Source organism: Micromonospora coriariae (assembly GCF_900091455.1).
Classification (GTDB): domain Bacteria; phylum Actinomycetota; class Actinomycetes; order Mycobacteriales; family Micromonosporaceae; genus Micromonospora; species Micromonospora coriariae.
Map to the genome: position 1 here is coordinate 3,502,231 of NZ_LT607412.1, position 23,910 is coordinate 3,526,140.

Annotated in this window: 23 protein-coding genes; 14 read left to right on the plus strand and 9 right to left on the minus strand. The window is 73.0% G+C overall.

Translation table 11 applies throughout. The features are described 5' to 3' along the window. The first annotated feature begins 29 nt into the window (after positions 1 to 29). The 5 genes from GA0070607_RS16455 (at position 30) to ung (ending at position 5,060) form a co-directional block, all read left to right on the plus strand. Positions 30 to 1,499 (plus strand): NAD(P)H-hydrate dehydratase, encoded by a 1,470-nt coding sequence (locus tag GA0070607_RS16455; RefSeq protein ID WP_089018992.1) that lies wholly within the window; start codon positions 30 to 32, stop codon positions 1,497 to 1,499. 89 nt (positions 1,500 to 1,588) lie between these two features. Then, complete coding sequence (alr, locus tag GA0070607_RS16460; RefSeq protein ID WP_089018993.1) at positions 1,589 to 2,707, plus strand: alanine racemase; 1,119 nt, start codon at positions 1,589 to 1,591, stop codon at positions 2,705 to 2,707. After that, on the plus strand, positions 2,704 to 3,810 hold the full coding sequence (locus GA0070607_RS16465; protein ID WP_089018994.1) for an alpha/beta fold hydrolase: 1,107 nt from the start codon (positions 2,704 to 2,706) through the stop codon (positions 3,808 to 3,810). The genes alr and GA0070607_RS16465 overlap by 4 nt, the downstream gene beginning before the upstream one ends. Continuing rightward, positions 3,807 to 4,289: a tRNA (adenosine(37)-N6)-threonylcarbamoyltransferase complex ATPase subunit type 1 TsaE gene (gene tsaE, locus GA0070607_RS16470; protein ID WP_089018995.1), complete on the plus strand. Its 483-nt coding sequence runs from the start codon at positions 3,807 to 3,809 to the stop codon at positions 4,287 to 4,289. Before GA0070607_RS16465 ends, tsaE begins: the two co-directional genes overlap by 4 nt. 69 nt (positions 4,290 to 4,358) lie before the next feature. Next, a complete protein-coding gene (gene ung, locus GA0070607_RS16475; protein ID WP_089018996.1) occupies positions 4,359 to 5,060 on the plus strand; it encodes a uracil-DNA glycosylase in 702 nt (233 codons plus the stop codon). 28 nt (positions 5,061 to 5,088) lie between these two features. Here the strand turns inward: ung and GA0070607_RS16480 are convergent, their stop codons facing one another. Then, positions 5,089 to 5,793 carry a helix-turn-helix domain-containing protein gene (locus tag GA0070607_RS16480; RefSeq protein WP_089018997.1) on the minus strand — a complete coding sequence of 235 codons (705 nt, stop codon included), beginning with the start codon at positions 5,791 to 5,793 and terminating at the stop codon, positions 5,089 to 5,091. 234 nt (positions 5,794 to 6,027) lie between these two features. Here GA0070607_RS16480 and tsaB point away from each other — a divergent pair, with 234 nt between their 5' ends. The 6 genes from tsaB to GA0070607_RS16510 all read left to right on the plus strand — a co-directional run bounded on the left by tsaB (position 6,028) and on the right by GA0070607_RS16510 (position 12,096). Further along, positions 6,028 to 6,705 (plus strand): tRNA (adenosine(37)-N6)-threonylcarbamoyltransferase complex dimerization subunit type 1 TsaB, encoded by a 678-nt coding sequence (tsaB, locus tag GA0070607_RS16485; protein ID WP_089018998.1) that lies wholly within the window; start codon positions 6,028 to 6,030, stop codon positions 6,703 to 6,705. After that, positions 6,702 to 7,181 (plus strand): ribosomal protein S18-alanine N-acetyltransferase, encoded by a 480-nt coding sequence (gene rimI / locus GA0070607_RS16490; RefSeq protein ID WP_089018999.1) that lies wholly within the window; start codon positions 6,702 to 6,704, stop codon positions 7,179 to 7,181. The genes tsaB and rimI overlap by 4 nt, the downstream gene beginning before the upstream one ends. Continuing rightward, complete coding sequence (tsaD, locus tag GA0070607_RS16495; RefSeq protein WP_089019000.1) at positions 7,174 to 8,220, plus strand: tRNA (adenosine(37)-N6)-threonylcarbamoyltransferase complex transferase subunit TsaD; 1,047 nt, start codon at positions 7,174 to 7,176, stop codon at positions 8,218 to 8,220. The genes rimI and tsaD overlap by 8 nt, the downstream gene beginning before the upstream one ends. Before the next feature lie 14 nt (positions 8,221 to 8,234). After that, entirely contained in the window at positions 8,235 to 8,489 is a 255-nt protein-coding gene (locus GA0070607_RS16500; protein WP_074314499.1) for a hypothetical protein, read from the plus strand. 101 nt (positions 8,490 to 8,590) lie between these two features. Continuing rightward, on the plus strand, positions 8,591 to 10,291 hold the full coding sequence (locus tag GA0070607_RS16505; RefSeq protein ID WP_089019001.1) for an ABC transporter transmembrane domain-containing protein: 1,701 nt from the start codon (positions 8,591 to 8,593) through the stop codon (positions 10,289 to 10,291). Continuing rightward, positions 10,291 to 12,096 carry an ABC transporter ATP-binding protein gene (locus GA0070607_RS16510; RefSeq protein ID WP_089019002.1) on the plus strand — a complete coding sequence of 602 codons (1,806 nt, stop codon included), beginning with the start codon at positions 10,291 to 10,293 and terminating at the stop codon, positions 12,094 to 12,096. The genes GA0070607_RS16505 and GA0070607_RS16510 overlap by 1 nt, the downstream gene beginning before the upstream one ends. A gap of 14 nt (positions 12,097 to 12,110) precedes the next feature. Here the strand turns inward: GA0070607_RS16510 and GA0070607_RS16515 are convergent, their stop codons facing one another. From GA0070607_RS16515 to GA0070607_RS16550, 8 genes are all read right to left on the minus strand, one after another. Continuing rightward, complete coding sequence (locus GA0070607_RS16515; RefSeq protein ID WP_089019003.1) at positions 12,111 to 12,851, minus strand: DUF4142 domain-containing protein; 741 nt, start codon at positions 12,849 to 12,851, stop codon at positions 12,111 to 12,113. 125 nt (positions 12,852 to 12,976) lie between these two features. Continuing rightward, positions 12,977 to 13,285, minus strand: coding sequence for a DUF1707 SHOCT-like domain-containing protein (locus tag GA0070607_RS16520; RefSeq protein WP_089019004.1), 309 nt, complete (start codon positions 13,283 to 13,285; stop codon positions 12,977 to 12,979). 19 nt (positions 13,286 to 13,304) lie between these two features. Then, on the minus strand, positions 13,305 to 14,486 hold the full coding sequence (locus GA0070607_RS16525) for an ROK family protein (RefSeq protein WP_089019005.1): 1,182 nt from the start codon (positions 14,484 to 14,486) through the stop codon (positions 13,305 to 13,307). A gap of 20 nt (positions 14,487 to 14,506) precedes the next feature. Further along, on the minus strand, positions 14,507 to 15,769 hold the full coding sequence (locus GA0070607_RS16530; RefSeq protein WP_089019006.1) for a sugar ABC transporter permease: 1,263 nt from the start codon (positions 15,767 to 15,769) through the stop codon (positions 14,507 to 14,509). Next, on the minus strand, positions 15,766 to 16,590 hold the full coding sequence (locus tag GA0070607_RS16535; RefSeq protein WP_089019007.1) for an ATP-binding cassette domain-containing protein: 825 nt from the start codon (positions 16,588 to 16,590) through the stop codon (positions 15,766 to 15,768). The genes GA0070607_RS16530 and GA0070607_RS16535 overlap by 4 nt, the downstream gene beginning before the upstream one ends. Positions 16,591 to 16,703: 113 nt before the next feature. Continuing rightward, positions 16,704 to 17,798, minus strand: coding sequence for a sugar ABC transporter substrate-binding protein (locus GA0070607_RS16540; RefSeq protein ID WP_089019008.1), 1,095 nt, complete (start codon positions 17,796 to 17,798; stop codon positions 16,704 to 16,706). Positions 17,799 to 17,976: 178 nt separating this feature from the next. Beyond that, complete coding sequence (gene ybaK, locus GA0070607_RS16545; protein ID WP_089019009.1) at positions 17,977 to 18,456, minus strand: Cys-tRNA(Pro) deacylase; 480 nt, start codon at positions 18,454 to 18,456, stop codon at positions 17,977 to 17,979. A gap of 10 nt (positions 18,457 to 18,466) precedes the next feature. Further along, on the minus strand, positions 18,467 to 19,666 hold the full coding sequence (locus GA0070607_RS16550) for a THUMP-like domain-containing protein (protein ID WP_089019010.1): 1,200 nt from the start codon (positions 19,664 to 19,666) through the stop codon (positions 18,467 to 18,469). A 395-nt stretch (positions 19,667 to 20,061) separates the two neighbouring features. Here GA0070607_RS16550 and groES point away from each other — a divergent pair, with 395 nt between their 5' ends. The 3 genes from groES to GA0070607_RS16565 all read left to right on the plus strand — a co-directional run bounded on the left by groES (position 20,062) and on the right by GA0070607_RS16565 (position 23,878). Continuing rightward, positions 20,062 to 20,376 (plus strand): co-chaperone GroES, encoded by a 315-nt coding sequence (gene groES, locus GA0070607_RS16555; protein ID WP_084757526.1) that lies wholly within the window; start codon positions 20,062 to 20,064, stop codon positions 20,374 to 20,376. A 70-nt stretch (positions 20,377 to 20,446) separates the two neighbouring features. After that, the gene (groL, locus tag GA0070607_RS16560) at positions 20,447 to 22,087 is read left to right on the plus strand and encodes a chaperonin GroEL (protein ID WP_089019011.1); all 1,641 of its coding nucleotides are present in this window, start codon (positions 20,447 to 20,449) and stop codon (positions 22,085 to 22,087) included. Between the two features lie 123 nt (positions 22,088 to 22,210). Continuing rightward, complete coding sequence (locus GA0070607_RS16565; protein ID WP_089019012.1) at positions 22,211 to 23,878, plus strand: molybdopterin-dependent oxidoreductase; 1,668 nt, start codon at positions 22,211 to 22,213, stop codon at positions 23,876 to 23,878. Positions 23,879 to 23,910: the final 32 nt, after the last annotated feature.

The window sequence follows — 23,910 nt, forward strand, 5'->3', positions numbered from 1 at the left end:
GCCGCCCGCGAGCGGAATGGGACGGTGGCATGAGACCGGTGTGGCGGGTGGCCGACGTGCGGGCGGCCGAGGCGGGGCTGATGGGCACGCTGCCCGAGGGCACGTTGATGCAGCGGGCCGCCGCCGGGCTGGCCCGCCGGGCCGCGCTGGTGCTCGCCGAGCGGGGCGGGGTGTACGGCGGTCAGGTGCTGCTGCTGGTCGGCTCCGGCGACAACGGTGGCGACGCCCTGTACGCCGGGGAGCGGCTGGCCCGCCGGGGCGTCTCCGTCTCCGCCCTGCTCCTCACCCCCGGGCGGGCGCACGCCGCCGGGCTGGCCGCGCTGCGGGCCGCGGGCGGCCGGTTGGTGGACCGCCCGACCGGCCCGGTCGACCTGGTCCTGGACGGCATCGTCGGCATCGGTGGCACCGGTGGGCTGCGGACGAACGCGGACGAGGTGGTCCAGGGTCTCGACGAGCTGCGCGGGCGGGACGGCGTCCGGGCCACCGTGCTGGCGGTGGACGTGCCGAGCGGAGTGGCGGTGGACACCGGGCACGTGCCGCTGTCCGCGTCCGGTCGGCCCGCCGCCGTCCGCGCGGACGTGACGGTCACCTTCGGCGCGCTGAAGCCCGCGCTGGTGGTCGGGCCGGCGGCCCCGTTGGCCGGTCAGGTAGAGCTGGTCGACATCGGGCTGCGGCCGTGGCTGCGGGGCACCCCGGCGCTGCGGGTCACCGAGTGGTCCGACCTGGTCGACTGGTGGCCGACGTTGGGCCCGGCATCGGAGAAGTACAGCCGGGGCGTGGTCGGCGTGGCGACCGGCTCGGAGACGTACCCGGGGGCAGCGGTGCTCTCCGTCGGCGGGGCGCTGGCCGGGCCGACCGGCATGGTGCGCTACGCCGGCGGCGCCCGGGCCGAGGTGCTGCACCAGCACCCTTCGGTGATCGCCACCGGCCGGGTCGCCGACGCGGGCCGGGTGCAGGCCTGGGTCTGCGGCTCCGGGCTGGGCACGGGCGACGACGCGGCGGCCGAGCTGCGCGCCGTGCTGGCCGCGCCGGTGCCCGTGGTGCTCGACGCCGACGCGCTGACCCTGCTGGTCGACGGTTCGCTCGCCGACCGGCTGCGCGGCCGGGACGCCCCGATCGTGGTCACGCCGCACGACCGCGAGTTCGCACGGCTCTGCGGGGAGGAGCCCGGCGCGGACCGGGTCGCCGCAGCGCTGCGGCTGGCCGCCTGGATGAACGCTGTGGTGCTGCTCAAGGGGGACCGCACGGTGATCGGCACGCCTGACGGTCGGGCGTACGTCAACCCCACCGGCACCCCGGCTCTGGCCACCGGCGGCACCGGCGACGTACTGTCCGGGCTGCTCGGCTCCCTGCTGGCCGGCGGTGTGCCGGCGGACCGTGCGGCGGCCTCGGCCGCGTACCTGCACGGGCTGGCCGGCCGGGAGGCGGCCCGAGGCGGGCCGGTGACCGCGCCCGACGTGGCCACCGCGTTGCGTCCGGTCGTCGCCCGGCTGGGCTGATCGCGTCGTTGCGGCCGGGCTGCCCGGATCGGCGACTCGGGGCGTGCGTCGCCGCCCGCGGTGATCACGGCGGAAAGTAGGCTGGGCGTATGTGGCAGGCCGAGGTACGCGTCGATCTTGATGCGATCCGTGAGAACGTGAGCCGACTCCGGTCCGGCACCAACGCCGAGCTGATGGCGGTGGTGAAGGCCGACGGGTACGGCCACGGCATGGTCCCGGCCGCGCGGGCGGCAGTCGACGCCGGGGCGGACTGGCTCGGCGTCTGCACCCTCGAGGAGGCGCTCACCCTGCGCCGGGCCGGGGTGGCCGTGCCGGTGCTGGCCTGGCTGCTCGCGCCCGGCCTGCCGCTGCACGAGGGCGTCAGCGCCGGGGTGGACCTGGCGGCGGCCAGCCTGCCGCAACTGGACGAGATGATCGAGGCGAGCCGACGCGCCGAGCGCCCGGCCCGACTGCACCTGAAGATCGACACCGGATTGTCCCGGGGTGGGGCGACCGTCGCCGACTGGCCGGCGCTGCTCGACGCCGCCGCCAAGGCGCAGGCGGACGGCCTGGTCGAGGTGGTCGGTGTGTGGAGCCACTTCGTGTACGCGGACATGCCCGGCCACCCGACCACGGACCGGCAGTTGGCCGTCTTCCACGAGGGGCTGGCCATGGTGGAGCGGGCCGGGCTGCGTCCGCGCTGGCGGCACCTGGCCAACTCGGCGGCCACCCTGACCCGGCCGGACACCCACTTCGACCTGGTCCGGCCGGGGCTGGCCGTCTACGGGCTCTCCCCGGTGGCCGGCGAGACGTACGGGCTGCGGCCCGCGATGACCGCGCGGGCCCGGGTCATGCTCACCAAGCGGGTGCCGTCCGGCACCGGCGTCTCCTACGGGCACACCTACACCACGGCGAGCGACACGAACCTGGCCGTGGTGCCGCTCGGGTACGGCGACGGGGTGCCCCGGCACGCGTCGAACAGCGGGCCGGTGCAGCTCGCCGGCGCGCGGCGGACCATCTCCGGGCGGGTCTGCATGGACCAGTTCGTACTGGACTGCGGCGACGACCCGGTGGCCGACGGCGACATCGCGACGCTGTTCGGCAGCGGCGCCGACGGCGAGCCGACCGCCGACGACTGGGCCGAGGCCGTCGGCACGATCAACTACGAGATCGTCACCCGGTTCGGCGGCACCCGGGTGCCCCGGGTCTATGACGGTGAGCGGCCATGAGCCCGTACCGCATTCCACGACCGCGGACCGCGGCCGGCCGGGTCGCCGGGCTGGTCGGCGCCGCGGTCGGGGTGGCCGCGGCCGGCCTGGCGGCCGGCGTCGCGACCGAGCGCACGCTGGTCCGCCGCCTGAAGGCCGACCCGACCGACCGCTACGCGCACGAGACGTTCGGCGAGCAGCGGTACGACGAGGCGTTCCGGCTGGAGTTGCCGGACGGCACCGACATCCACGTCGAGGTGGTCGAGCCGACCCGGCCGGTGCCCGGGCACCCGACGGTGGTGCTTGTGCACGGCTTCTGCCTGGACATGGGCACGTTCCACTTCCAGCGCCAGATGCTCGCCGCGCGCGGCGACTACCGGATCGTGACGTACGACCAGCCCGGTCACGGTCGGTCCGGCCGGCTGGAGAGCGGCGAGTACGACCTCGCCGCGCTCGGCCAGACGCTGCGCCGGGTGATCGACCGGACCACGCCCGAGGGGCCCCTGGTGCTGGTCGGTCACTCGATGGGCGGCATGACGATCATGGCGTTCGCCGAGTTGTTCCCGGAGCTGTTCGGTGACCGGGTGGTGGGCACGGTGCTGATGGCCACCTCGGGCGGGCTGATCGCGGAGACCAAGCTGGTCGCGCCGGCGCTGCTCGGCCGGGTCGGTGGGCCGGTGCTGTTCATGGTCAGCAACGCCACCCGGTACGGCGGACCGGTGATCGACAAGGCCCGCAAGTCGACCTCGAACGTGGCCTGGCTGCTCACCCGCAAGTACGGCTTCGGCACCCGCAAGCCCAGCCCGGCGCTGGTGTCCTACGTGGAGACGATGAACTCCCGGACGTCCGCCGACACGGTGACCCGCTACCTGCGGACCCTGGCGACCCACTCGCGCTTCCCGGCGCTCGCGGCGCTGGCCGACACCCCTGTGCTGGTGGTGGTCGGCGACAAGGACATGATCACCCCGGTGACGCACTCGGAGGAGATCGTCCGGCGGTTGCCGCACGCCGAGTTCGTGAAGATCCAGGACAGCGGGCACGTGGTGATGCTGGAGCACGCGACCGAGGTCAACGCCGCGCTGGAGCGGTTCCTCGAGTCACTGCAGAGCGTGGAGGAACGGTGAGTCACGTCGTCAAGCTCCCGACCGTCGAGGACACCCGGGAGTTCGGCCGCCGGTTGGCCGGGCTGCTGCGCGCCGGCGACCTGGTGCTGCTGACCGGGCCGCTGGGTGCCGGCAAGACCGCCCTGACCCAGGGCATCGGCGCCGGGCTCGGGGTGGTCGGAGACATCACCTCGCCGACGTTCGTGATCGCCCGTGTGCACCGGCCCGACCCGGCCCGGGGCGGTCGGGTGGCCCTGGTGCATGCCGACGCGTACCGGCTGGGTGCCGCCACGGACCCGCGCGCCGAGATCGACGACCTGGACCTGGACGCCTCGGTCGACGAGTCGGTGACCGTGGTGGAGTGGGGCGAGGGCCTGGTGGAGCAGTTGGTGGACGCGCACCTGCGGGTCCGCATCGACCGCCGGGACGACGACACCCGGATCGTCGAGCTGGATCCGGTCGGTGGCGACTGGGCCCGGCGGCTCGCCGACCTGGGTTAGGCGGCCGGGGCGCTGTCGTACCGGATGCCTAGAGTGCGGGGGACCGACCCGCGCTGTGAGAGGTTCCTGATGCCCGACGACGCCCCCGCCCTGGATCTGCTGGCCCTGCTGCCCGAGCCGTGGCGTGCCGTGCTCACCCCCCACCTGGATCCGGCCCGCACCGCCGCGCTGGCCGAGTTCGTCGCCCGGGAGTACGCGACGCAGACCGTCTTCCCGCCGCTGGCGGACCTGTTCTCGGCATACCGGCTCTGTCCGCCGCAGGGCACCCGGGTGCTGATCCTCGGGCAGGACCCGTACCACCGGGCCGGGCAGGCGCACGGGCTGAGCTTCAGCGTCCGGGACGGGGTGACGGTGCCGCCGTCGCTGCGCAACGTCTTCAAGGAACTGGGTGAGGACCTGGGCGTGCCCAAGCCGCGCAGCGGCAACCTCGACGGCTGGGCCGCGCAGGGCGTGCTGCTGCTCAACGCGGTGCTGACGGTCCGTCAGGCCACCCCCGGCTCGCACGCCAACTCCGGTTGGGAAGAGTTCACCGACGCCACGATCCGGGCGCTGGACGCGTCACCCGACCGGGTGGTCTTCCTGCTCTGGGGCGGGTATGCCCGCAAGAAGGCCGCGCTGGTCACCAACCCGCAGCACGTGGTGCTGGAGGCCGGCCACCCGAGCCCGATGAACCCGCGCGGCTTCCTCGGCAGCCGGCCGTTCAGCGCGGCCAACAAGGCGCTCGCCGACGCCGGCCTGCCCACCATCGACTGGGACCGCACCGCCGGCTGACCCGGTCCGGGCCGACGGGTCGGGACCGTCATTTCCCGCCGGCGACCTGCCGGGCCCGATGACGACGCAGCAGGCCGGCCGCCCGCGGCTCGGTCAGCTCCAGATCGACCAGTGGCACGACCCGGTAACTCCGGCCCCCGTGGCACACCTCGATCGTTTCGGGCAGCTCGTCGCACATCGTGGCCCTGATCTCGCCGTAGCGGGTCGTCCAGAGATGCTCGCCCTGCTCCTCGGGCTCCAACCACACCCCGCCGAACTCACCCCAGCGGGCATTCCACCGCTGGCCGTAGGCCGCCTCCAGCCAGCGGGTGAACCGTTTCGAGTCCTGCCAACGCACGGCGATCTCCAGCGCCTCGACCGGCACCGGCGCGCCCTGCAACAGCGCCGCCGTGCTTCCGGTGATCACCTGTGGGAAGTCGGTGAGCCGGTCCAGCATCCGGTGCAGGCCCAGTTCGTCGATCCGCTCGGCGATCGGCCGGGCGGCCAGGTCGTCGATCCGGGCGTCCAGGTGTGCGTCCAGCGGCTCGACCCCGACGACCAACTGTGAGTCCATGGCCGCGAGCAGTCGCTCCAGCAGCGGGATGCTGGGCGTCCGATCGCCGCGTTCGATCCGGGCGACGGTCGCCTGGCTGACCCCGGCCAGGTCGGCCAGGTCCCGCTGGTTCAGCTCGCGCAGGTGCCGTTGCTGTCGCACGACGGCGCCGAGGAGGAGGGCGAGGCGAGTGGAGGACATCCCGGCATCGTGGAACAAGGGGAGCGGCGGCGGTACCGGTGAGGCAACTTGTCGACTCACGGGCTCGTGCCTCGGGGCGGCGGGCCTCGCTCTGATGAGCCTGATACCTGTGAGGCATAAATATGCCTGAGAGGTATCACGCTCACGAGGGTGACCGCCCCCCAACCCAAGCCCCGCGCCTTCGCCGGGGCCACCGGGTGGTGGGCCGGGCCGGGGCGGCTAGGCTGGCTAACCGTGCTCGTACTCGTGGTGGACAGCTCGACCCCCGCGGTGACCGCAGCGCTGGTGGAGGTCTCGGCGGACGGCGTCGCGTCCCGGGCGCACCGGTGCACGGTCGACGCCCGCGCGCACGGTGAACTGCTGGCGCCTCAGGTCGACGCGGTCCTCGCCGACGCCGACGCGCGCCCGCGGGACCTGGGCGCCATCGTCGCCGGGCTCGGCCCGGGGCCGTTCACCGGGCTGCGGGTCGGCCTGGTCACCGCCGCCACCATGGGTCAGGTGCTCAGCATCCCGACGTACGGCGTCTGCTCGCTGGACGGCATCGGTTACCCGGCGGCAGCCGGCGAGCCGGTGCTGGCCGCCAGCGACGCTCGCCGCAAGGAGCTCTACTGGGCCGTCTACGACGGCGCCGGCCAGCGGATCATCGGACCCGAGGTGTCCACGCCCGCGGTGGCCGCCGCCCGCGCCCGGGAACAGGGAGCGACGGTCGCGGTCGGTGACGGTGCCCACCGGTACGCCGAGACTCTGAGCCTTCCGGTCCGGGTCGAGCCGCGCTACCCGGACGCCACAGTGCTGGCGCTGCTCGCCGCCGAGCGGATCCGGGCCGGCGCACCCGGTGAGCGGCTCACCCCGCTCTACCTGCGCCGACCGGACGCCGTGGTGGCGACCGGCCGCAAACCGGTCCTCCCATGAGCGTGCGGCTGGACCGTTTCCGCTGGTGGCACATCGACCAGGTGCTGCCGATCGAGGCGGACCTCTTCGGCGCCGAGCAGTGGTCGCCGGCGATGTTCTGGAACGAGCTGGCCAACGGGCACCACTACCGGGTCGCCGTCGACGACGACGGCACGGTGCTGGGCTACGCCGGGCTCGCCGGTGCTCCGCCGGACGAGGTGTGGGTGCAGAACATCGCGGTCCGCCGCGACGCGCAGCGGCGCGGTGTCGGCCGTGCCCTGCTGGAGGAACTGCTCGCCGAGGCGGCCCGGGTCGGTGCCCGCAGCACCCTGCTGGAGGTCGCCGTGGACAACGCCCCCGCACAGCGGCTCTACGCGATGTACGGGTTCGAGCCGATCGGGGTGCGGCGCGGCTACTACCAACCGAGCAACACCGACGCGCTGGTCATGCAGCGCGTCGCCGAGTCGACCGGGGACGGACCACACGACCATGGCTGACGAACCGCTGATCCTGGGCATCGAGACCTCCTGCGACGAGACCGGCGTCGGCATCGTGCGAGGGCACACACTGCTGGCCGACGCGCTCGCCTCCAGCGTCGAGGAGCACGCCCGGTTCGGGGGCGTGGTGCCCGAGGTGGCCAGCCGGGCCCACCTCGAGGCCATCGTGCCGACCATGGACCGGGCGCTGGCCGAGGCCGGCGTCACCCTGGCCGACATCGACGCGATCGCGGTCACCTCCGGCCCCGGGCTGGCCGGCGCGCTGCTGGTCGGCGTCGCCGCCGCCAAGGGGTACGCGGTCGCCGCGGAGAAGCCGGTGTACGGCGTCAACCACCTGGCGGCGCACGTGGCCGTGGACACCCTGGAACACGGTCCGCTCCCCGAACCCGCCATCGCGCTGCTGGTGTCCGGCGGGCACTCGTCCCTCCTGCTCGTCGACGACCTGGCCCGGGGCGTCACCCCGCTGGGCGCCACCATCGACGACGCCGCCGGCGAGGCGTTCGACAAGGTCGCCCGGCTGCTCGGGCTGCCGTTTCCGGGCGGCCCGCCCATCGACCGCGAAGCCCGGGCCGGGGACGCCGCCGCGATCGCCTTCCCGCGCGGCCTGACCGCCGCCAAGGACCTCGCCGCGCACCGGTACGACTTCTCGTTCTCCGGACTGAAGACGGCGGTGGCCCGCTGGGTCGAGGCGCGGCAGCGCGCTGGCGAGCCGGTGCCGGTGGCCGACGTTGCCGCGTCCTTCCAGGAGGCGGTCTGTGACGTGCTGACCACCAAGGCGCTCGCCGCCTGCCGGGCGAACGGAATCGAGACCCTGGTGATCGGCGGGGGCGTGGCGGCGAACTCGCGGCTGCGGGCATTGGCCGAGCAGCGGGCCGAGAAGTACGGCATCCGGGTCCGGGTGCCCCGGCCGAAGCTCTGCACCGACAACGGGGCGATGGTCGCCGCGCTCGGGTCGCACCTGGTCGCCGCCGGGGTCGCGCCCAGCCGGCTGGACCTGCCGGCCGACTCGGCGCTGCCGTTGACCACGGTCAGCGTGTGACGGGGACGGCGGACATGATCGTGCGGATGTGGGAGGCGCGCGCCGAGGCGTACGGCGTCGCCGACCTGATCACCTGGGTGTGCGACACCGCCCTGCCCGAGTTGGAGCACGACCCGCTGCACGTGTCCAGCGAGGTGTTCTCCTCCACCGACCACCGGGTGGTGGTCATCTCCAAATGGCGCAGCAACCCGCGCCCGTTACCCGAGCCGCCCGCTCTGCTGGTGGCCCGCGCACCGCACTCCTGGGACTTCACCCAGGTCGACCGCTGACCCCGTCGACCCAACTGCTCGGGTGAGCTGCGGCACGTTCGGCACCCTCGGGCGGTAATTGATTCGCCCGGGCCAGTGTCGCCGCCTAGCGTCGAGCCGCTATGCGCTTCTCACCGGCCGGCGAACCCGGCATACCCGATACCCGGTCGGCGACCCGCTATCTGATCTGGTTGGCCGGCCGGCACAAGCCGCTGTTCACCGCCGGCATCGCGCTCGGTGTGGTGTGGATGGTGGCGCAGGCGCTGATGCCGGCCGCCGTCGGCCGGGCCGTCGACGGGTTGGCACGCCGCGATGAGGGCGCTCTGCTCACCTGGGGTCTGGTGCTGCTCGGGCTGGGCGTGCTCCAGGCGGTGGCAGGGATCCTGCGGCACCGCTGCGCCGTGCACAACTGGCTGGCCGGGGCGTACCGGACTGTGCAGTTGACGGTGGCGGCGGCGAACCGGCTCGGCGCCGCGCTGCCCCGCCGGGTGGCCGCCGGCGAGGTGGTGAGCATCGGTACCGCCGACATCGGCCAGATCGGGCACGCCATCGACATCACCGCCCGGGGCACCGGTTCGCTGGTCGCGATCGCCACCGTCGCGGTGATCCTGCTGAACGCCTCCATGCCGCTCGGGCTGGTCGTGGTGCTCGGAGTGCCGTTGCTGATGGCGGTGGTGGCGCTGCTCATCCGGCCGCTGCACCGCCAGCAGCAGGCGTACCGGGACGCCGAGGGAGCGCTCACCACCCGGGCCGGCGACATCGTCTCCGGGTTGCGGGTGCTGCGCGGCGTCGGTGGCGAGCCGGTGCTCTCCGCCCGCTACCGGGCCCGGTCACAGGAGTTGCGTACGCGTGGCCTGCGGGTGGCCCGCGTCGAGTCGCTGCTGGAGGCGGCGCAGGTGCTGCTGCCCGGTGCCTTCCTGGTGCTGGTGACCTGGTTGGGCGCCCGGTTCGCGCTGCGCGACCAGATCAGCGCCGGGCAACTGGTCGCCTTCTACGGCTACACCGCGTTCCTGGTCAGCCCGCTGCGCAACCTCACCGAGGCGGTCGACAAGCTGACCCGTGGGCACGTGTCGGCCCGCCGGGTGGTCCGACTGCTGCAACTCACCCCGGAACTGGTCGACCCGGCGCAGCCGGTGGCGCTGCCGGACGGGCCGGGTGAGCTGGCCGACCCCGCCTCCGGGGTGGTGCTGCCCCCCGGCCGGTTCACCGCGCTGGCCGCCGCCGCCCCCGAGGACGCGGCCGCGATCGTGGACCGGCTCGGCCGGTACACCGATTCGGACGCCACGCTGCACGGCGTACCGCTGCGGTCGCTCGCGCTGGCGACGGTGCGCGCGCGGATCCTGGTGGCCGACAACGACGCACATCTGTTCACCGGTCGGCTCCGCACGGAGTTGGACCCGCACGACCGGGGCGACGACGCGGCGCTCACCGCGGCGCTGGTCGCGGCGAGCGCCACGGACATCGTCGAGGCGCTGCCCGACGGGTTGGACAGCCCGGTGGCCGAGCGTGGGCGGGAGTTCTCCGGGGGGCAGCGGCAGCGGCTGCGGTTGGCCCGCGCGCTGGTCGCCGACCCGGAGACGTTGCTGCTGGTCGAGCCGACCAGCGCGGTCGACGCGCACACCGAGGCCCGCATCGCGCAGCGGTTGGGTGACGCGCGTGCCGGCCGGACCACAGTGGTCTGCACCACCAGCCCGCTGGTGCTCAGCCGAGCCGACCGGGTGATCTTCGTGGAGGACGGCAAGGTGGTGGCCGAGGGGACACACGCCGAACTGCTGGACGGCGAACCGCGCTACCGGGCGACGGTCAGCCGGGAGGAGGACTGATGGCCACCGCACTGCCGGTCGCCGACGCGCGGCAGGTCCGTCGGTACGCGCGCACGCTTGTCCGCCGGCACCCGCGCGCGCTGGCCGCCGCGCTGGGCCTGCACGCGCTGGCCGCAGCCGCCGGGCTGGCCGCGCCGCGGCTGCTCGGCGACCTCGTGGAGGGCATCGCCCGAGGTGTCGGCCAGTCCACCGTGGACCGGGTCGCGCTGCTCATCGGCGGTTTCGTGCTGGCCCAGTCGGTGCTGGTCCGGTTCGCCCACCTGGCCTCGGCCCGGCTCGGTGAGCGGGTCCTCGCCGAGCTGCGTGAGGAGTTCGTGGACCGGATCCTCGACCTGCCGCTGGCCACCGTCGAGCGGGCCGGCACCGGCGATCTGCTCACCCGCACCTCCCGGGACGTCTCCGCGTTGTCGCGGACCGTCCGCCTGGCGGTGCCGGAGACACTGATCGCGGTGGTCACCACCGGGTTCGTCATCGGCGCGCTGCTGTTGATCGGCCCACTGCTCGCGCTGCCCTGCCTGCTGGCGGTGCCGCTGCTGTGGGCCGGCACCCGCTGGTACCTGCGCCGCGCACCCGCCGGCTACCTGCGGGAGAACGCCGCCTACTCGGACATCACCGACGGCATCAGCGAGACCGTCGAGGGCTCGCGGACCACCGAGGCGTTGCGGCAGCAGGCGCGCCGCCGGGCCCGCACCGACGTGGACGTCCGCCGGTCGTACGCGGCGGAGCGGTACACCCTCAACCTGCGGACCGTCTTCTTCCCGGTTGCCGAGATCGGGTACGTGGTGCCGGTGGTCGCCACGCTGCTGATCGGTGGCTGGTTCTACCTGCGGGGCTGGGTCAGCCTCGGTCAGGTCACCGCGGCCACCCTCTACGTGCAGCAGCTGGTGGACCCGGTCGACCGGCTGCTGTCCTGGCTGGACGAGCTTCAGGTGGGCGGTGCCTCGATGGCCCGCCTGCTGGGGGTGGCCCGTACCGGCGACGGCCCCGCCGCCGACGCGCGGCCCGCCGGCACCGAGCCGTCCCCCGCCGCGTCCGTGGACGGCGGCGCGGAGCAGCTCGCCGCGCGCGACGTCCGGTACGCGTACCGCACGGGGCGGGACGTGCTGCACGGGGTGACCCTGGTCCCGAGGCCGGGGGAGAAGCTGGCCATGGTGGGGCCGTCCGGTGCCGGCAAGTCCACTCTGGGTCGCCTGCTGGCCGGGGTGCACGCTCCCCGCAGCGGCTCGGTGACTGTGGACGGGCGGCGGCTCGACGAGCTGCCGCTGGACGAGCTGCGCTCGCACGTCGCGCTTGTCACCCAGGAGCACCACGTCTTCATCGGTTCGTTGCGGGAGAACGTGGCCATGGTCCGGCCGGGCGCCGATCCGGCGCAGGTGCGGGCGGCGCTCGCCGCGGTCGCCGCCCTGGACTGGGCCGACGCGTTGCCCGACGGGCTGGAGACCGTGGTCGGCGCCGGTGGCCATCCGCTCTCTCCGGCGCAGTCGCAGCAGGTGGCGCTGGCCCGGCTGGTGCTGGCCGACCCGCACACCCTGGTGCTGGACGAGGCGACCTCGCTGATCGACCCGCGTGCCGCCCGGGAGTTGGAACGCTCCCTGGCCGCCGTGCTGGCCGGTCGTACGGTGATCGCCATCGCGCACCGGCTCTTCTCGGCGCACGACGCCGACCGCGTGGCGGTGGTCGAGGACGGCCGGATCACCGAGCTGGGCCCGCACGACGAGTTGGTGGCGGCCGGTGGCTCGTACGCGGCGCTGTGGCACTCCTGGCACCACAGCGACGCGCCCGGCGACCGGTCCGCCACCAGCTAGGCCCGCACGGAGGGTCAGCTGCGGCGCAGCATCCGGTAGGTGGCGATCCCGCCGGTGCCCAGCGCGGCGAGGAAGACCAGCCAGACGACTGTGCTGCTGACACCGACCTGCGGGCCGGTGTTCGCGGCGGCGGCGGCCAGCAGCCCGTCGTTGCCGGGGGCGGGCAGCGCCGCCGGCGGCAGCTCCGGCCAGCGGACCAGATTGGTGCTCTCCAGCATCTGCATGTGGTGCAGCACGAAGCTGTTGGCGTCGTCGCAGAGCTTGCGGACGGTGGCGTCCCGGGTGCTCGCCCGCACCGCGCCGATCACCGGAAAGATCTTGCCGTGGGCCACCCGGAGCCGGGTGACGAAGATCTGGTCGAACCGGGCGCCGGAGGCCTTCTGCATCTCCGACAGCCAGCCCTTCTGCTCGGCGGTCGGCTCGGACGGGATGGTCGCGCCCAGCTTGTTGGCGGCGTCCACGACGAGCTGGTCGAGCTTCTGGTGCTCGTTGGCGATGCCCGCGCCGATCTCCCGGACCTTGGCCGACTGTCCCTTCTCGGCGGCCATCTGGCCGGCTGGCATCTCCCACAGCCCGGCCAGCCGCACCCCGTTGAGCAGCGTCATGTCGGCGGCGTTGAGCTGCTGCCCGCCGGCGGGTGCGGCGACGGCCACACCGGGCAGGACACCGACCCCCGCGATGACAGCGATGAGCAGCATCGCCGCCCGGTGGGTCCGGTTGCCCGACCGGCGACGGGCGGATCTGAGCGGTGCCATGTCTGCGGTGCCTCCTCGGTCCGGACCGAAACGCGTCTGAACCGGGCAGCCGCGTGCCGCCGACTGCCCGTCCGTCCACTGATACGGACTGACCGCCCGATCAGTTCACCGGTGGGCGACTCGGGTCAGCGGGTGATGGCGAGGAAGCCGCCGAGCAGCAGCAGGGTGAGCGCGGCGACGGCGAAGAGCACCAGCAGCTCCCGGCGGCCGTGCCCGGCGGGGTCGCCGCCGGCCGACGCGTCGTCGGCCGGACCGGGCAGGGCCGGCAGGTCGCGGGTGAGTGCGGCCAGGTCACCGAAGGTGCGGGCGGTCCACACCGAACCCACCCGGTCGGAGAACTCGTCCAGGGTGAGCCGGCCCGCCGTGGTGTGCCGGTGCAGCTCGGCGACCACCTGGTTGCGGTCGTCGTCGGAGGCGCGCAGCTGGACATCCACGCCGGACAGCGTACGCGGATCAGCCCACGTCGAGGGGGTCGGCGAGCAGCCGTTCGAAGGCCAGCTCGGCGGCGCCGATCAGGGGCGCGTCCGCGCCCAGCTTGGGGGTGCGCAGCCGGACGTGCTCCAGGCAGGCGCCGAGCGCGTTGGAGTTGAGCCGGCTGCGGATCTGGGCTGCCGCGGCGAGGTAGAGGTCGCGCATGGTGCCGCCGAAGATGACCATCTCGGGGTTGAAGACGTTCACCAGGTTTGCCACCCCGAAGCCGAGCCAGTCACCGGCCTGGCGGACCGCCGTCTGGGCCCGGGCGTCGCCCCGGTCGGCGGCGTCGAAGACCGCGAGCAACGCGTCCCGGCCCCGGGCGTCGGAGCGTCCGGCCGCACGGAGCAGGCCGTGCTCGCCGATCTCGGTCTCCCAGCAGCCCCGGGAGCCGCACTCGCAGGGCATGCCGTCGCGGACCACCTTCATGTGGCCGACCTCGCCGCCGTATCCGCCGTGCCCGGTCAGCCGACGCCCGCCGGCGATGATGCCGGCGCCCACGCCGACGTCGCCGTACAGGTAGATGACGTTGTCGCAGCCGGCCGCGACACCTCGCGCGTGCTCGGCGAACGCGGCCACGTCGGCCACGTTGCCCACCGTGATGGGCACGTCGATGCCCAGTTCGGCGCCGAGCGCCGCGCCGATCGGTTCGTCCACCCAGCCGGTGGTCGGGCCGAGCCGGACCAGGCCGTCGTCGCGGCGGACCATGCCGCAGACCGCGACGCCGGCGCCCACGCAGATCGCGTCGGGCGGTACGCCCTGCTGCATCTCCTTGACCGCGCCGGCCAGCAGCGGCGCCGCCTCCGCGGCGAGCAGGCCGCGCGGGCGGTCCAGCTCCCGCTGGTCCAGCACCGCGCCGCCGAGGCCGATCCGGGCGGCGCGCAGCCGATCCACCTCCACGGAGTACGCGTACGCGAACACCCGGTCCGACTCGGGCCGGACGACCAGCGACGGTCGTCCGGCCCGGCCGGTCTCCCTCGGTGCTTCCTCGCTGACCAGCCCGACGCCGGCCAGGTCGGCGGTGAGCGCGCCGATGGTGCTGCGGTTCAGGCCCAGCGTGGTGGTGAGTTCGGCACGTGTGGTCGCCCCGTGGACGTGCACGTGCCGCAGCAGAGCTCCAAGGTTCTGCCGTCGGACCTCGTCCTGGCTCGGTGCCGGGCGCATCGCGGTGCTACCTCCCGCGGTCAGCGGGTGCCGGTGGCCGCCGCGCGGCGCCGGGAGACGGCGTCGACACTCGCGGCGAGCAGCAGCACGAGGCCGGTGACCACGTACTTGACTCCCGCGCTGTACCCCATCAGGCCCATTCCGTTCTCGATGACCGCGACCACCGCGCCGCCGAGCACGGCGTCCAGGACCCGGCCCTTGCCGCCGAAGAGGCTCGTGCCGCCGATCACCGCCGCGCCGACCGCGTAGAGCAGTACGTTACTGCCCCCCGTGTTCGGGTCGACCGAGTTGGCCCGGCTGGCCGCCACGATGCCACCGACGGCCGCCATCGACGAGCAGATCACGAACACCGAGATCCGGATCCGGTCGACGTTGATGCCGGCCCGGCGGGCCGCTTCCCGGTTGCCGCCCACGGCGTAGATGTGCCGTCCGTAGCTGGTGCGTTGGAGCACGAAGGTCCAGATGATCAGCAGCACCGCGATGACCGGGACAACGATCGGCACACCCTTGAGTGAGCTGAACAGGACGTTGCGGCTGCGCTCCAGGTTGAGGACGTACACGGCCGTGCCGAGGATGACGGCGAGTCCGCCGATCCGCAGTGCCACCACCGCGATCGGGTCGGTGATCAGGCCGCGGGCCAACCGGGTGCGGTGGCGCAGGAGTTGCACCGCCGCGTAGCCGACGACCGCGAGAGCGGCCAGCGCCCAGCCCAGGGTGGGGGTGAGGTTGCGGTTCGCGATGGCGAGCAGCACGTTGTCGCGGATGGAGATGTTTGTGCCCTCCTTGACGAGGAGCAGCACGATGCCCTGGAAGGCGAGGAAGCCGGCGAGGGTGACCACGAAGGACGGAATTCCGATCTTCGCGACGAGCAGACCGAGGCCGGTGCCGATGACCAGACCGGTGGCGACCGCGGCGAGCACGGCCACCCACCAGGGATAACCGAGCACGGTGACCACATTGGCCAGCACCGCCGCGCAGACCCCGCTGGCGAAGCCGGCGGAGAGGTCGATCTCGCCGAGCAGCAGCACGAAGACCAGACCCATCGCGATAAGCGTGACCGCCGCGCCCTGGGTGAAGAGGTTGGCGAAGTTGCCGGCCGACAGGAACGACGACGGCCGCATGACCGCGAAGACGGTGCAGAGCACGATCAGGCCCAGCACGGCCGGTAGCGCGCCGACGTCGCCACCGCGTACCCGGCTCCAGTAGTTGCGGACGTGGCCCCCGACGGTCGGCGGCGGTGTGACGGCCGCGGGGCCGCCCTTCCGCACGGCGGTGGTGGTCATCGGTGGCCTCCTGAGGTCGAGTCGGCCGGCTGCGCGCCGTTGCCGTTGCCGCCTGTGCCCGCGTCGGTGGCGAGGCCCAGCCCGCCCGAGCGCCCGGCCGTGATCAGTTCGACCACCTGGGCGTGGGTGATGTCGGTGGTCTTCACCTGGGCGACCATCTGGCCGAGGTACAGCGCGGCGATCCGGTCGGAGACGGCGAAGACGTCGTTCATGTTGTGCGAGATGAGCACCACGGCCAGGCCGTTGTCGGCGAGCCGGCGGACCAGTTCGAGCACCTGGGCGGTCTGTGCCACACCCAGCGCCGCGGTCGGCTCGTCCAGGATGACCAGCCTGCTGTTCCACAGCACCGCCTTGGCGATGGCCACGGTCTGGCGCTGACCGCCGGAGAGGCTGGAGACGTGCTGGCGCAGCGAGGTGACGGTGCGGATGGAGAGCCCGGCCAGCGTCTCGGCGGCGAGCTGTTCCATTGTCGGTTCGTCCAGCACTATGCCGCTGCGCTTCTCCCGGCCGAGGAACATGTTCTGCACGATGTCGAGGTTGTCGCAGAGCGCCAGGTCCTGGTAGACGACCTCGATGCCGAGCGCGGCGGCGTCGCGCGGGTTGCCGATGTGCACCGGTTCGCCGTTGAACAGGAACTCACCGGCGTCGGTGGGGTGGATGCCGCTGATGCACTTCACCAGGGTCGACTTGCCAGCGCCGTTGTCGCCGACCAGCGCGGTCACCTCGCCCGGGTGCACTGTGAGGGCGACATCGCGGAGCACCTGGACGGGACCGAAGCTCTTGTCGATCCCGCGTACTTCCAGCAGGGGGGTCGCGGACACGGGGGTCTCCTTCGCAAGGGAGGTCGGGGCCCGTCCGGCGTGCGCCGCCCGGCACGGGAGGGTGCTCCCGTGCCGGGCGGCGATGGTCGTCCCGGCGGGTACTGCGGCGTCGGTCAGCTGATGCCGGCGTCGGCGCAGAGCTTGGCGTACGTCCCGGAGCAGACCTCTTCCTTGGTCACGTAGCCGTCGGCGATGACGTCCTTGACGTTCTCCTTGTAGATGGCCTTGGGGGTGAGCAGCACCGAGGGGACGTCCCGGCCGCCCTCCGGGTCCTTCACCGTCTGGCCGGTTTCCTTCTTCTCACCCTTGGCGAGCGCGACGGCCAGGTCGGAGGCGGCCTTGGCCTCTTCCCGGACCGCCTTGTAGACGGTCATGCACTGGTCGCCGGCGAGGATGTTCTGCAGGCCCTCGGGGGTGGCGTCCTGCCCGGTCACCGGTACCTTGCCGTTGAGCTTGTTCTTCTTCAGCACCGAGATGGCCGCGTTGCCGAGACCGTCGTTGGCGGCGAGCACGGCATCGATCTTGCCGTTGGCCTTGGTGAGCTGCTGCTCGAAGATCGTCGTGGCCTGCGCGTTGTCCCACGCCGGTACGGCGTCCTCCGGGCCCTTGGTGTATTCCTTGGCGTCGAACTTCGGCTTGAGCACCGAGTCGTAGCCGTTCTTGAACAGGGTGGCGTTGTTGTCGGTGGGGGAGCCGTTGAGGTACGCCACGACCGGGTTCTTGGCGCTCTGGTCGGTCAGGCACTTGACCAGGCCCTCGCCCTGGAGCTTGCCGACGGACTCGTTGTCGAAGCTGACGTAGTACTGGGCCGAGCCGCCCAGGGTCAGCCGGTCGTAGTCGATGGTGGCGACGCCCTGCGACTTGGCCTTGTCGAGCACGGCCTTGCCGGTGCCGGAGTCCAGGTTGACGATCATCAGGGCGGTGACGCCGCTGGTGATCATCTGGTCGGCGATGGTCTGGAAGGCGGTCTTGTCGTTCTGGGCGTTCTGGATGTCGTACTGGACGCCGGCGGCCTTGAACGCCTCTTCCAGGAACCGACGGTCCGCGCTCTCCCAGCGGGCGGAGGACTTGCTGTCCGGCAGGATGACGCCGATCTTGGGGGTCTTGGCGGAGCTGGCCTGGTCGTCGCCGGAGTCGCCGCCGCAGGCGGTCATGCTGCCGGTCGTGAGCAGGCCCACGGCGGCGATGGTGAGGAGCCCCTTACGCATGTGCAGGGTCCTTTCGGGGTGGGGGAAGGTGTTCTTTTGTTGTGCCCGGCAACGTATTGCGCCCCGCGTGCGGTTCACAAGACCGGCGGGGCGTCAAGTTTGTTGGGAGCGATAACAATTCAGCAACGCGACTGTCACTCCCTGATCATCCAGGGGCAATGACCATGGGCGGCAGCCGTCAGCGGGCCTGCAACGCCGCAGTGCGCGCCTCGGTCAACGCCACCAGATCCGCCGCGGCCAGTTCGAGTTGCAGACCGCGCCGGCCAGCGGAGACATAGATCGTCGGCAGGCCCAGCGCGGAGTCGTCCAGCACGGTCGGCAGTCGCCGGCGCTGCCCGAGCGGGCTGATCCCGCCCCGCACGTAGCCGGTCGCCCGCTCGGCGACCGCCCGGTCGGCCAGCGCCGCCCGCTTGCCGCCGACAGCCGCCGCCAGCGCCTTGAGGTCGAGTTCGCCGGTGACCGGTACGACCGCGACGGTGAGCGCGCCGTCGACCTCGGTCACCAGCGACTTGAACACCCGTTCCGGCGGTACGCCGAGCGCCGCCGCCACCAGAGCGCCGTAGTTCGGCGCGTCCGGCGCCACCCGGTAGGGATGGGTTCGATGCGCGATCCCGCGCTTGACCAGCAGTGCCGTTGCCGGAGTGCCCTGTCCCGCCACGCCGACGAACCTAGTCGACCGGCTGGCAGATCAGAACTGTCGGTGCCCCGGCGACCCGGGTGAGCACCAGGCTCGCCGCCGCGTCACCGGTCAACCGCAGGTCCCGCCGGAGCTGCTCCGGAGTGAGCGCGGAACCCCGCTTGAGGATCTCCACCCGGCCCACCCGGCGGTCCCGCAGCAGAGCCCGCAGGCGCTTGAGCGAGAACGGCAGCACGTCGGTCACCTCCAGGCAGCGCGCGTACGGGGTGCGGGTCGGCTGATCGGCGTAGAGGTAGGCGATGCTCGGGTCGCCGAGGGTGGCGCCCAGCTCGCCGGCCAGCTCGGCGACGAGGTGGGCGCGGACCACCGCCGCATCCGGGTCGTACAGGTAGCGGCGCGTCGGGCCGACCGGAGCCTCGGCGGCGCCCGAACCGGTGAGCTCGTGGTGGCCGGCCTCGTCGCCCGGTCCCTGCCGGTAGAGCGTGGCGCGGCGGGGCACCTCCGCCAGTTCGCCGCACCAGAGCGCGGCCTCGACCAGGTCGCCGTCCACGCCGACCCACTCGGCCTCCGCGCCGGCCGGGATGAGCGCGTGATCCAGACCAGGCGCCACCTTGACGACGGTGCGGGGCACCCGCTCAGCGAGCCCGGTGACGAAATCCCACGGCGGCGAGTAGGCGCGCGGGTCGAAGATCCGCCGCCCGGTGCCGGCCCGGCGACGGGCGGGGTCGCAGAACACCCCGTCGACCCGGGAGACGTCGAACGCTGTGGCGTCGCCGCACTCGACAGTGAACAGCTCGGCCAGCCCGGCCGCCGCGGCGTTGGCGGCGGCCATCGCGGCGGTCACCGGGTCGGCCTCCACCCCGTACACCCGGATGCCGGCGCGGGCGGCGGCGAGCGCGTCGGCACCGAGCCCGCAGCCGAGGTCGGCCAGGGTGCGCACGCCGGCCGCGCGCAGCCGGGCGGCCCGGCTGTCGGCGACCACCCGGCGGGTGGCCTGCTCCAGCCCGGCGCGGGTGAGGAACATCCCGGCGGCGGCCGGGCCGAACTTGCCGACCGCCCGGTGGCGCAGCTCGGCCTGGGTCAGTGCCGCCGAGGCCAGTGCCGGCGGCACGCCGGTCGCGCGCAGCGCCGACGCCGCGGCCAGCGGGTCACCGCCGGCCAGTCCGGCCGCCGCCGCGAGCGCGGCCGACCCCTCAGGGGTACGCAGCGCCGCCAGCTGATCGAGATCCACCCGAGCATTGTCCCGGGCCGGCCGGACTGGCCGGACGGTGGTGTCAGTCGGCGGGACACTCGGCTCCCCTTTCCGCGGCTTCCGGTGGTGGCAACCGACGGTAGGGAGATGGCCACGCTGGGACGAGGCGTTCCCGGCGTGTTGCGGTAACGACTGGCGGAACTGTGGCGACACGTCGGACGGCGCGTTGGCACTCTCCTTGACGGAGTGCTAGCCACGGAATAACCTGCGATTAGCACTCTCACCCTGAGGGTGCCAGCTTCCGGGTCTCGCGACCCGGGTGCGAAACGCCAGGCGGACCGGCACCCGCGACGACGGCCCCGCCCGGTGGCATGTGGCAGATTGACGCTGGTCGGCCCCGCCGGCCAGCAACGAAACCAGTACCCCAGGAGGGTATGCCCGTGACTACCGCGACCAAGGTTGCGATCAAGCCGCTCGAGGACCGGATCGTGGTCCAGGCGAACGAGGCTGAGACCACCACGGCGTCGGGCATCGTGATCCCCGACACCGCCAAGGAGAAGCCGCAGGAGGGCACTGTCCTCGCTGTCGGCCCGGGCCGGATCGACGACAACGGCAACCGTGTGCCGCTCGACGTAAAGGTCGGCGACACCGTTCTCTACTCGAAGTACGGCGGCACCGAGGTCAAGTACGCCGGCGAGGAGTACCTGGTGCTCTCCGCCCGCGACGTCCTCGCGGTCATCGAGAAGTAAGCAACCGATCAGTGCCATTGCCCCGGTCCGGCTCGCCGGGCCGGGGCAGTGGCGCTTCGAAGGGACATTCATGGCGAAGATCCTGAGCTTCTCGGACGACGCCCGGCACCTGCTGGAGCACGGTGTCAACGCCCTCGCGGACGCGGTCAAGGTCACCCTCGGCCCGCGCGGGCGCAACGTCGTCCTGGACAAGAAATTCGGTGCGCCGACGATCACCAACGATGGTGTGACCATCGCCAAGGAGATCGAGCTCACCAATCCCTACGAGAACCTCGGCGCGCAGCTGGTCAAGGAGGTGGCGACCAAGACCAACGACGTCGCCGGCGACGGGACCACCACCGCGACCGTGCTGGCCCAGGCCATGGTCCGTGAGGGCCTGCGCAACGTGACCGCCGGGACCAACCCGGCCGGGCTCAAGCGGGGCATCGACGCGGCGGCCACCAAGATCTCCGAGGCGCTGCTCGGCCGGGCCGCGGAGGTCACCGGCAAGGAGTCGATCGCGAACGTGGCGACGATCTCCGCGCAGGACTCCACCATCGGCGAGCTGATCGCCGAGGCGATGGAGCGGGTCGGCCGCGACGGTGTCATCACCGTCGAGGAAGGCTCGATGCTCACCACCGAGCTGGACGTGACCGAGGGTCTCCAGTTCGACAAGGGCTTCATCTCGCCGAACTTCGTCACCGACCTGGAGGGTCAGGAGTCCGTCCTCGAGGACGCGTACATCCTGGTCACCACCCAGAAGATCTCGGCGATCGAGGAGCTGCTGCCGCTGCTGGAGAAGGTCCTGCAGAACAGCAAGCCCCTGCTGATCATCGCCGAGGACGTGGACGGCCAGGCGCTCTCCACCCTGGTGGTCAACTCGCTGCGCAAGACCCTCAAGGTCTGCGCGGTCAAGGCCCCGGGCTTCGGTGACCGGCGCAAGGCGATGCTCCAGGACATCGCGATCTCCACCGGCGCCGAGCTGGTCGCCCCGGAGCTGGGCTACAAGCTCGACCAGGTCGGCCTGGAGGTGCTCGGCACCGCACGGCGTGTGGTGGTCGACAAGGAGAACACCACGATCGTCGACGGTGGCGGCCAGAAGGCCGACGTCGCCGACCGGGTGGCTCAGATCCGCAAGGAGATCGAGGCCTCCGACTCCGACTGGGACCGGGAGAAGCTGGCCGAGCGGCTGGCGAAGCTCTCCGGCGGCATCGCCGTGATCAAGGTGGGCGCGGCGACCGAGGTCGAGATGAAGGAGCGCAAGCACCGCATCGAGGACGCCATCGCGGCGACCAAGGCAGCGGTCGAGGAGGGCACAGTGCCCGGCGGCGGCGCCGCCCTGGTGCAGATCCTTCCGGTGCTCGACGACGACCTGGGCTTCACCGGTGACGAGAAGGTCGGCGTCTCGATCGTGCGCAAGGCGCTCGTCGAGCCGCTGCGCTGGATCGCCCAGAACGCCGGTCACGACGGCTACGTCGTGACGCAGAAGGTCGCCGACCTCAAGTGGGGCAACGGCCTCGACGCCGCCAAGGGCGAGTACGTCGACCTGGTCAAGGCCGGCATCATCGACCCGGTGAAGGTGACCCGCAACGCGGTCACCAACGCCGCCTCGATCGCCGGTCTGCTGCTCACCACGGAGAGCCTCGTGGTGGAGAAGCCGGAGCAGGCCGAGCCGGCCGCCGGTGGCGGGCACGGCCACGGTCACGGCCACCAGCACGGCCCGGGCTTCTGATCCGGTAGCACAATCGTCCCGGGGCACACCGTCGTACGGCGGTGTGCCCCGGTCCGTCTCCGGATCATTACCAGACGCTGACATGGTTGGCGACCTGGCGAGTTGATCGCGCACACTGGGCCGATGAGCACCACGTCGCACCGGTACGCCGCGCTGGCCGGAGTCACCGCCGCCGCCATCGCGATCGGGATCGCGGAACCGGTGGCGGTGCTGACCGGGCCCCGGTCGGCGCCGCTGGTCGCGGTCGGCGGGGTGGTCGTCGACGCCGTCCCGGAGTCGCTGAAGCAGCTCGCCATCGACATATTCGGCACCGCCGACAAGATCGCCCTGCTGGTCGGCACCGCGCTGCTGCTGGGCGCGTTCGCCGCGCTGCTCGGGGTGCTGGCGGTGCGCCGGTTGGCCCTCGGCCTGGCCGGGATCGCGGCGTTCGCCGCAGTCGGAGTGGCCGCCGCGCTGACCCGTTCCGGCGCGGACGCCGCCGACGCGCTGCCGTCGCTGGTCGGCGGCGTTCTCGGTGCCCTTGTGCTCTGGCTGTTCATCGCCGGCCCACTGGAGCTGGACCCCTGGCCCTGGTCGCCGCCGACGCCGACCGCGCCCCGCGCGGAGGCACCGCAGTCGCCGGCCGGCCCGGTGACTTCGGAGGACCTGCCGGTGCCGGTGACTCCCGCAGTGCCGCCGGAGCCGGCCGCGCCGATCGGGCCGGCGCCGGGTGAGGGGGTCGACGCGGAGTCACGGCGACGGTTCCTCACCGGCGCCGGGGTGCTGCTCGGCACGGCCACTGTGGCCGGCCTCGGCGGGCGCTGGCTGGCCGGTCGACGCGGTGTGTCCGCCGCTCGGGAGGCGATCCGGCTGCCCGCGCCGGTCGCCCCCGCACCGGCCCTGCCGGCGGGCGCGGACCTCTCGATGGCCCAGCTCGCGCCGTACGTCACCCCGAACTTCGGGTTCTACCGGATCGACACCGCGCTGGTGGTGCCGCAGGTGGACCCGGCGACCTGGCGGCTGCGGATCCACGGGCGGGTCCGTACCGAGCGCACCTACAGCTACGCCGACCTGCTGGCCCGGCCGCTGGTCGAGCGGTACATCACGCTGGCCTGTGTCTCCAACGAGGTGGGCGGGGACCTGATCGGCAACGCCCGTTGGCTCGGCGTACCCCTGCGCGAACTCTTGGACGAGGTCGAGCCGGAGGCGGACGCCGACCAGGTCGTCGGCCGGTCGGTCGACGGCTGGACGTGCGGCACCCCCACCGCCGCGCTCCGCGACGGGCGGGACGCGCTCCTGGCGATCGGCATGAACGGCGAGCCGCTGCCCGTCGAGCACGGCTTCCCGGTCCGGGTGGTGGTGCCCGGCCTCTACGGCTACGTGTCCGCCTGCAAATGGGTGACCGAGCTGGAGCTGACCCGGTTCGCCGACTTCGACGCGTACTGGGTGCCGCGGGGCTGGTCCGTCGAGGGGCCGATCAAGACCCAGTCGCGGATCGACGCGCCCCGGGCGCGCAACCGGCTCACCACCGGCCCGGTCACCGTGGCCGGGGTGGCGTGGGCGCAGCATCGGGGCATCCGCCGGGTCGAGGTACGCGTCGACGGGGGGCCCTGGCAGGAGGCGGAACTGGCCCCGACGGTGTCGGTGGACACCTGGGTGCAGTGGTCGTGGCGCTGGGACGCCACGCCGGGCGAGCACCGGCTCCAGGTCCGGGCGACCGACGCGACCGGTGCGACCCAGACCGAGCGGACGCAGGGCGTCGTCCCGGACGGCGCCACCGGCTGGCACACGGTCACCGTCACCGTCCGCTGATTGCGGTCGCGTGCCGGCGAACCGGGGTCAAC

Bases quoted from the DNA above. Each gene is read 5' to 3' on its own strand.
- GA0070607_RS16455 (WP_089018992.1), top strand. From the start codon at position 30: ATGAGACCGGTGTGGCGGGTGGCCGACGTGCGGGCGGCCGAGGCGGGG.
- alr (WP_089018993.1), top strand. From the start codon at position 1,589: ATGTGGCAGGCCGAGGTACGCGTCGATCTTGATGCGATCCGTGAGAAC.
- GA0070607_RS16465 (WP_089018994.1), top strand. From the start codon at position 2,704: ATGAGCCCGTACCGCATTCCACGACCGCGGACCGCGGCCGGCCGGGTC.
- ung (WP_089018996.1), top strand. From the start codon at position 4,359: ATGCCCGACGACGCCCCCGCCCTGGATCTGCTGGCCCTGCTGCCCGAG.
- GA0070607_RS16480 (WP_089018997.1), bottom strand. From the start codon at position 5,793: ATGTCCTCCACTCGCCTCGCCCTCCTCCTCGGCGCCGTCGTGCGACAG.
- rimI (WP_089018999.1), top strand. From the start codon at position 6,702: ATGAGCGTGCGGCTGGACCGTTTCCGCTGGTGGCACATCGACCAGGTG.
- tsaD (WP_089019000.1), top strand. From the start codon at position 7,174: ATGGCTGACGAACCGCTGATCCTGGGCATCGAGACCTCCTGCGACGAG.
- GA0070607_RS16500 (WP_074314499.1), top strand. From the start codon at position 8,235: ATGATCGTGCGGATGTGGGAGGCGCGCGCCGAGGCGTACGGCGTCGCC.
- GA0070607_RS16505 (WP_089019001.1), top strand. From the start codon at position 8,591: ATGCGCTTCTCACCGGCCGGCGAACCCGGCATACCCGATACCCGGTCG.
- GA0070607_RS16510 (WP_089019002.1), top strand. From the start codon at position 10,291: ATGGCCACCGCACTGCCGGTCGCCGACGCGCGGCAGGTCCGTCGGTAC.
- GA0070607_RS16515 (WP_089019003.1), bottom strand. From the start codon at position 12,851: ATGGCACCGCTCAGATCCGCCCGTCGCCGGTCGGGCAACCGGACCCAC.
- GA0070607_RS16525 (WP_089019005.1), bottom strand. From the start codon at position 14,486: ATGCGCCCGGCACCGAGCCAGGACGAGGTCCGACGGCAGAACCTTGGA.
- GA0070607_RS16530 (WP_089019006.1), bottom strand. From the start codon at position 15,769: ATGACCACCACCGCCGTGCGGAAGGGCGGCCCCGCGGCCGTCACACCG.
- GA0070607_RS16540 (WP_089019008.1), bottom strand. From the start codon at position 17,798: ATGCGTAAGGGGCTCCTCACCATCGCCGCCGTGGGCCTGCTCACGACC.
- groES (WP_084757526.1), top strand. From the start codon at position 20,062: ATGCCCGTGACTACCGCGACCAAGGTTGCGATCAAGCCGCTCGAGGAC.
- groL (WP_089019011.1), top strand. From the start codon at position 20,447: ATGGCGAAGATCCTGAGCTTCTCGGACGACGCCCGGCACCTGCTGGAG.
- GA0070607_RS16565 (WP_089019012.1), top strand. From the start codon at position 22,211: ATGAGCACCACGTCGCACCGGTACGCCGCGCTGGCCGGAGTCACCGCC.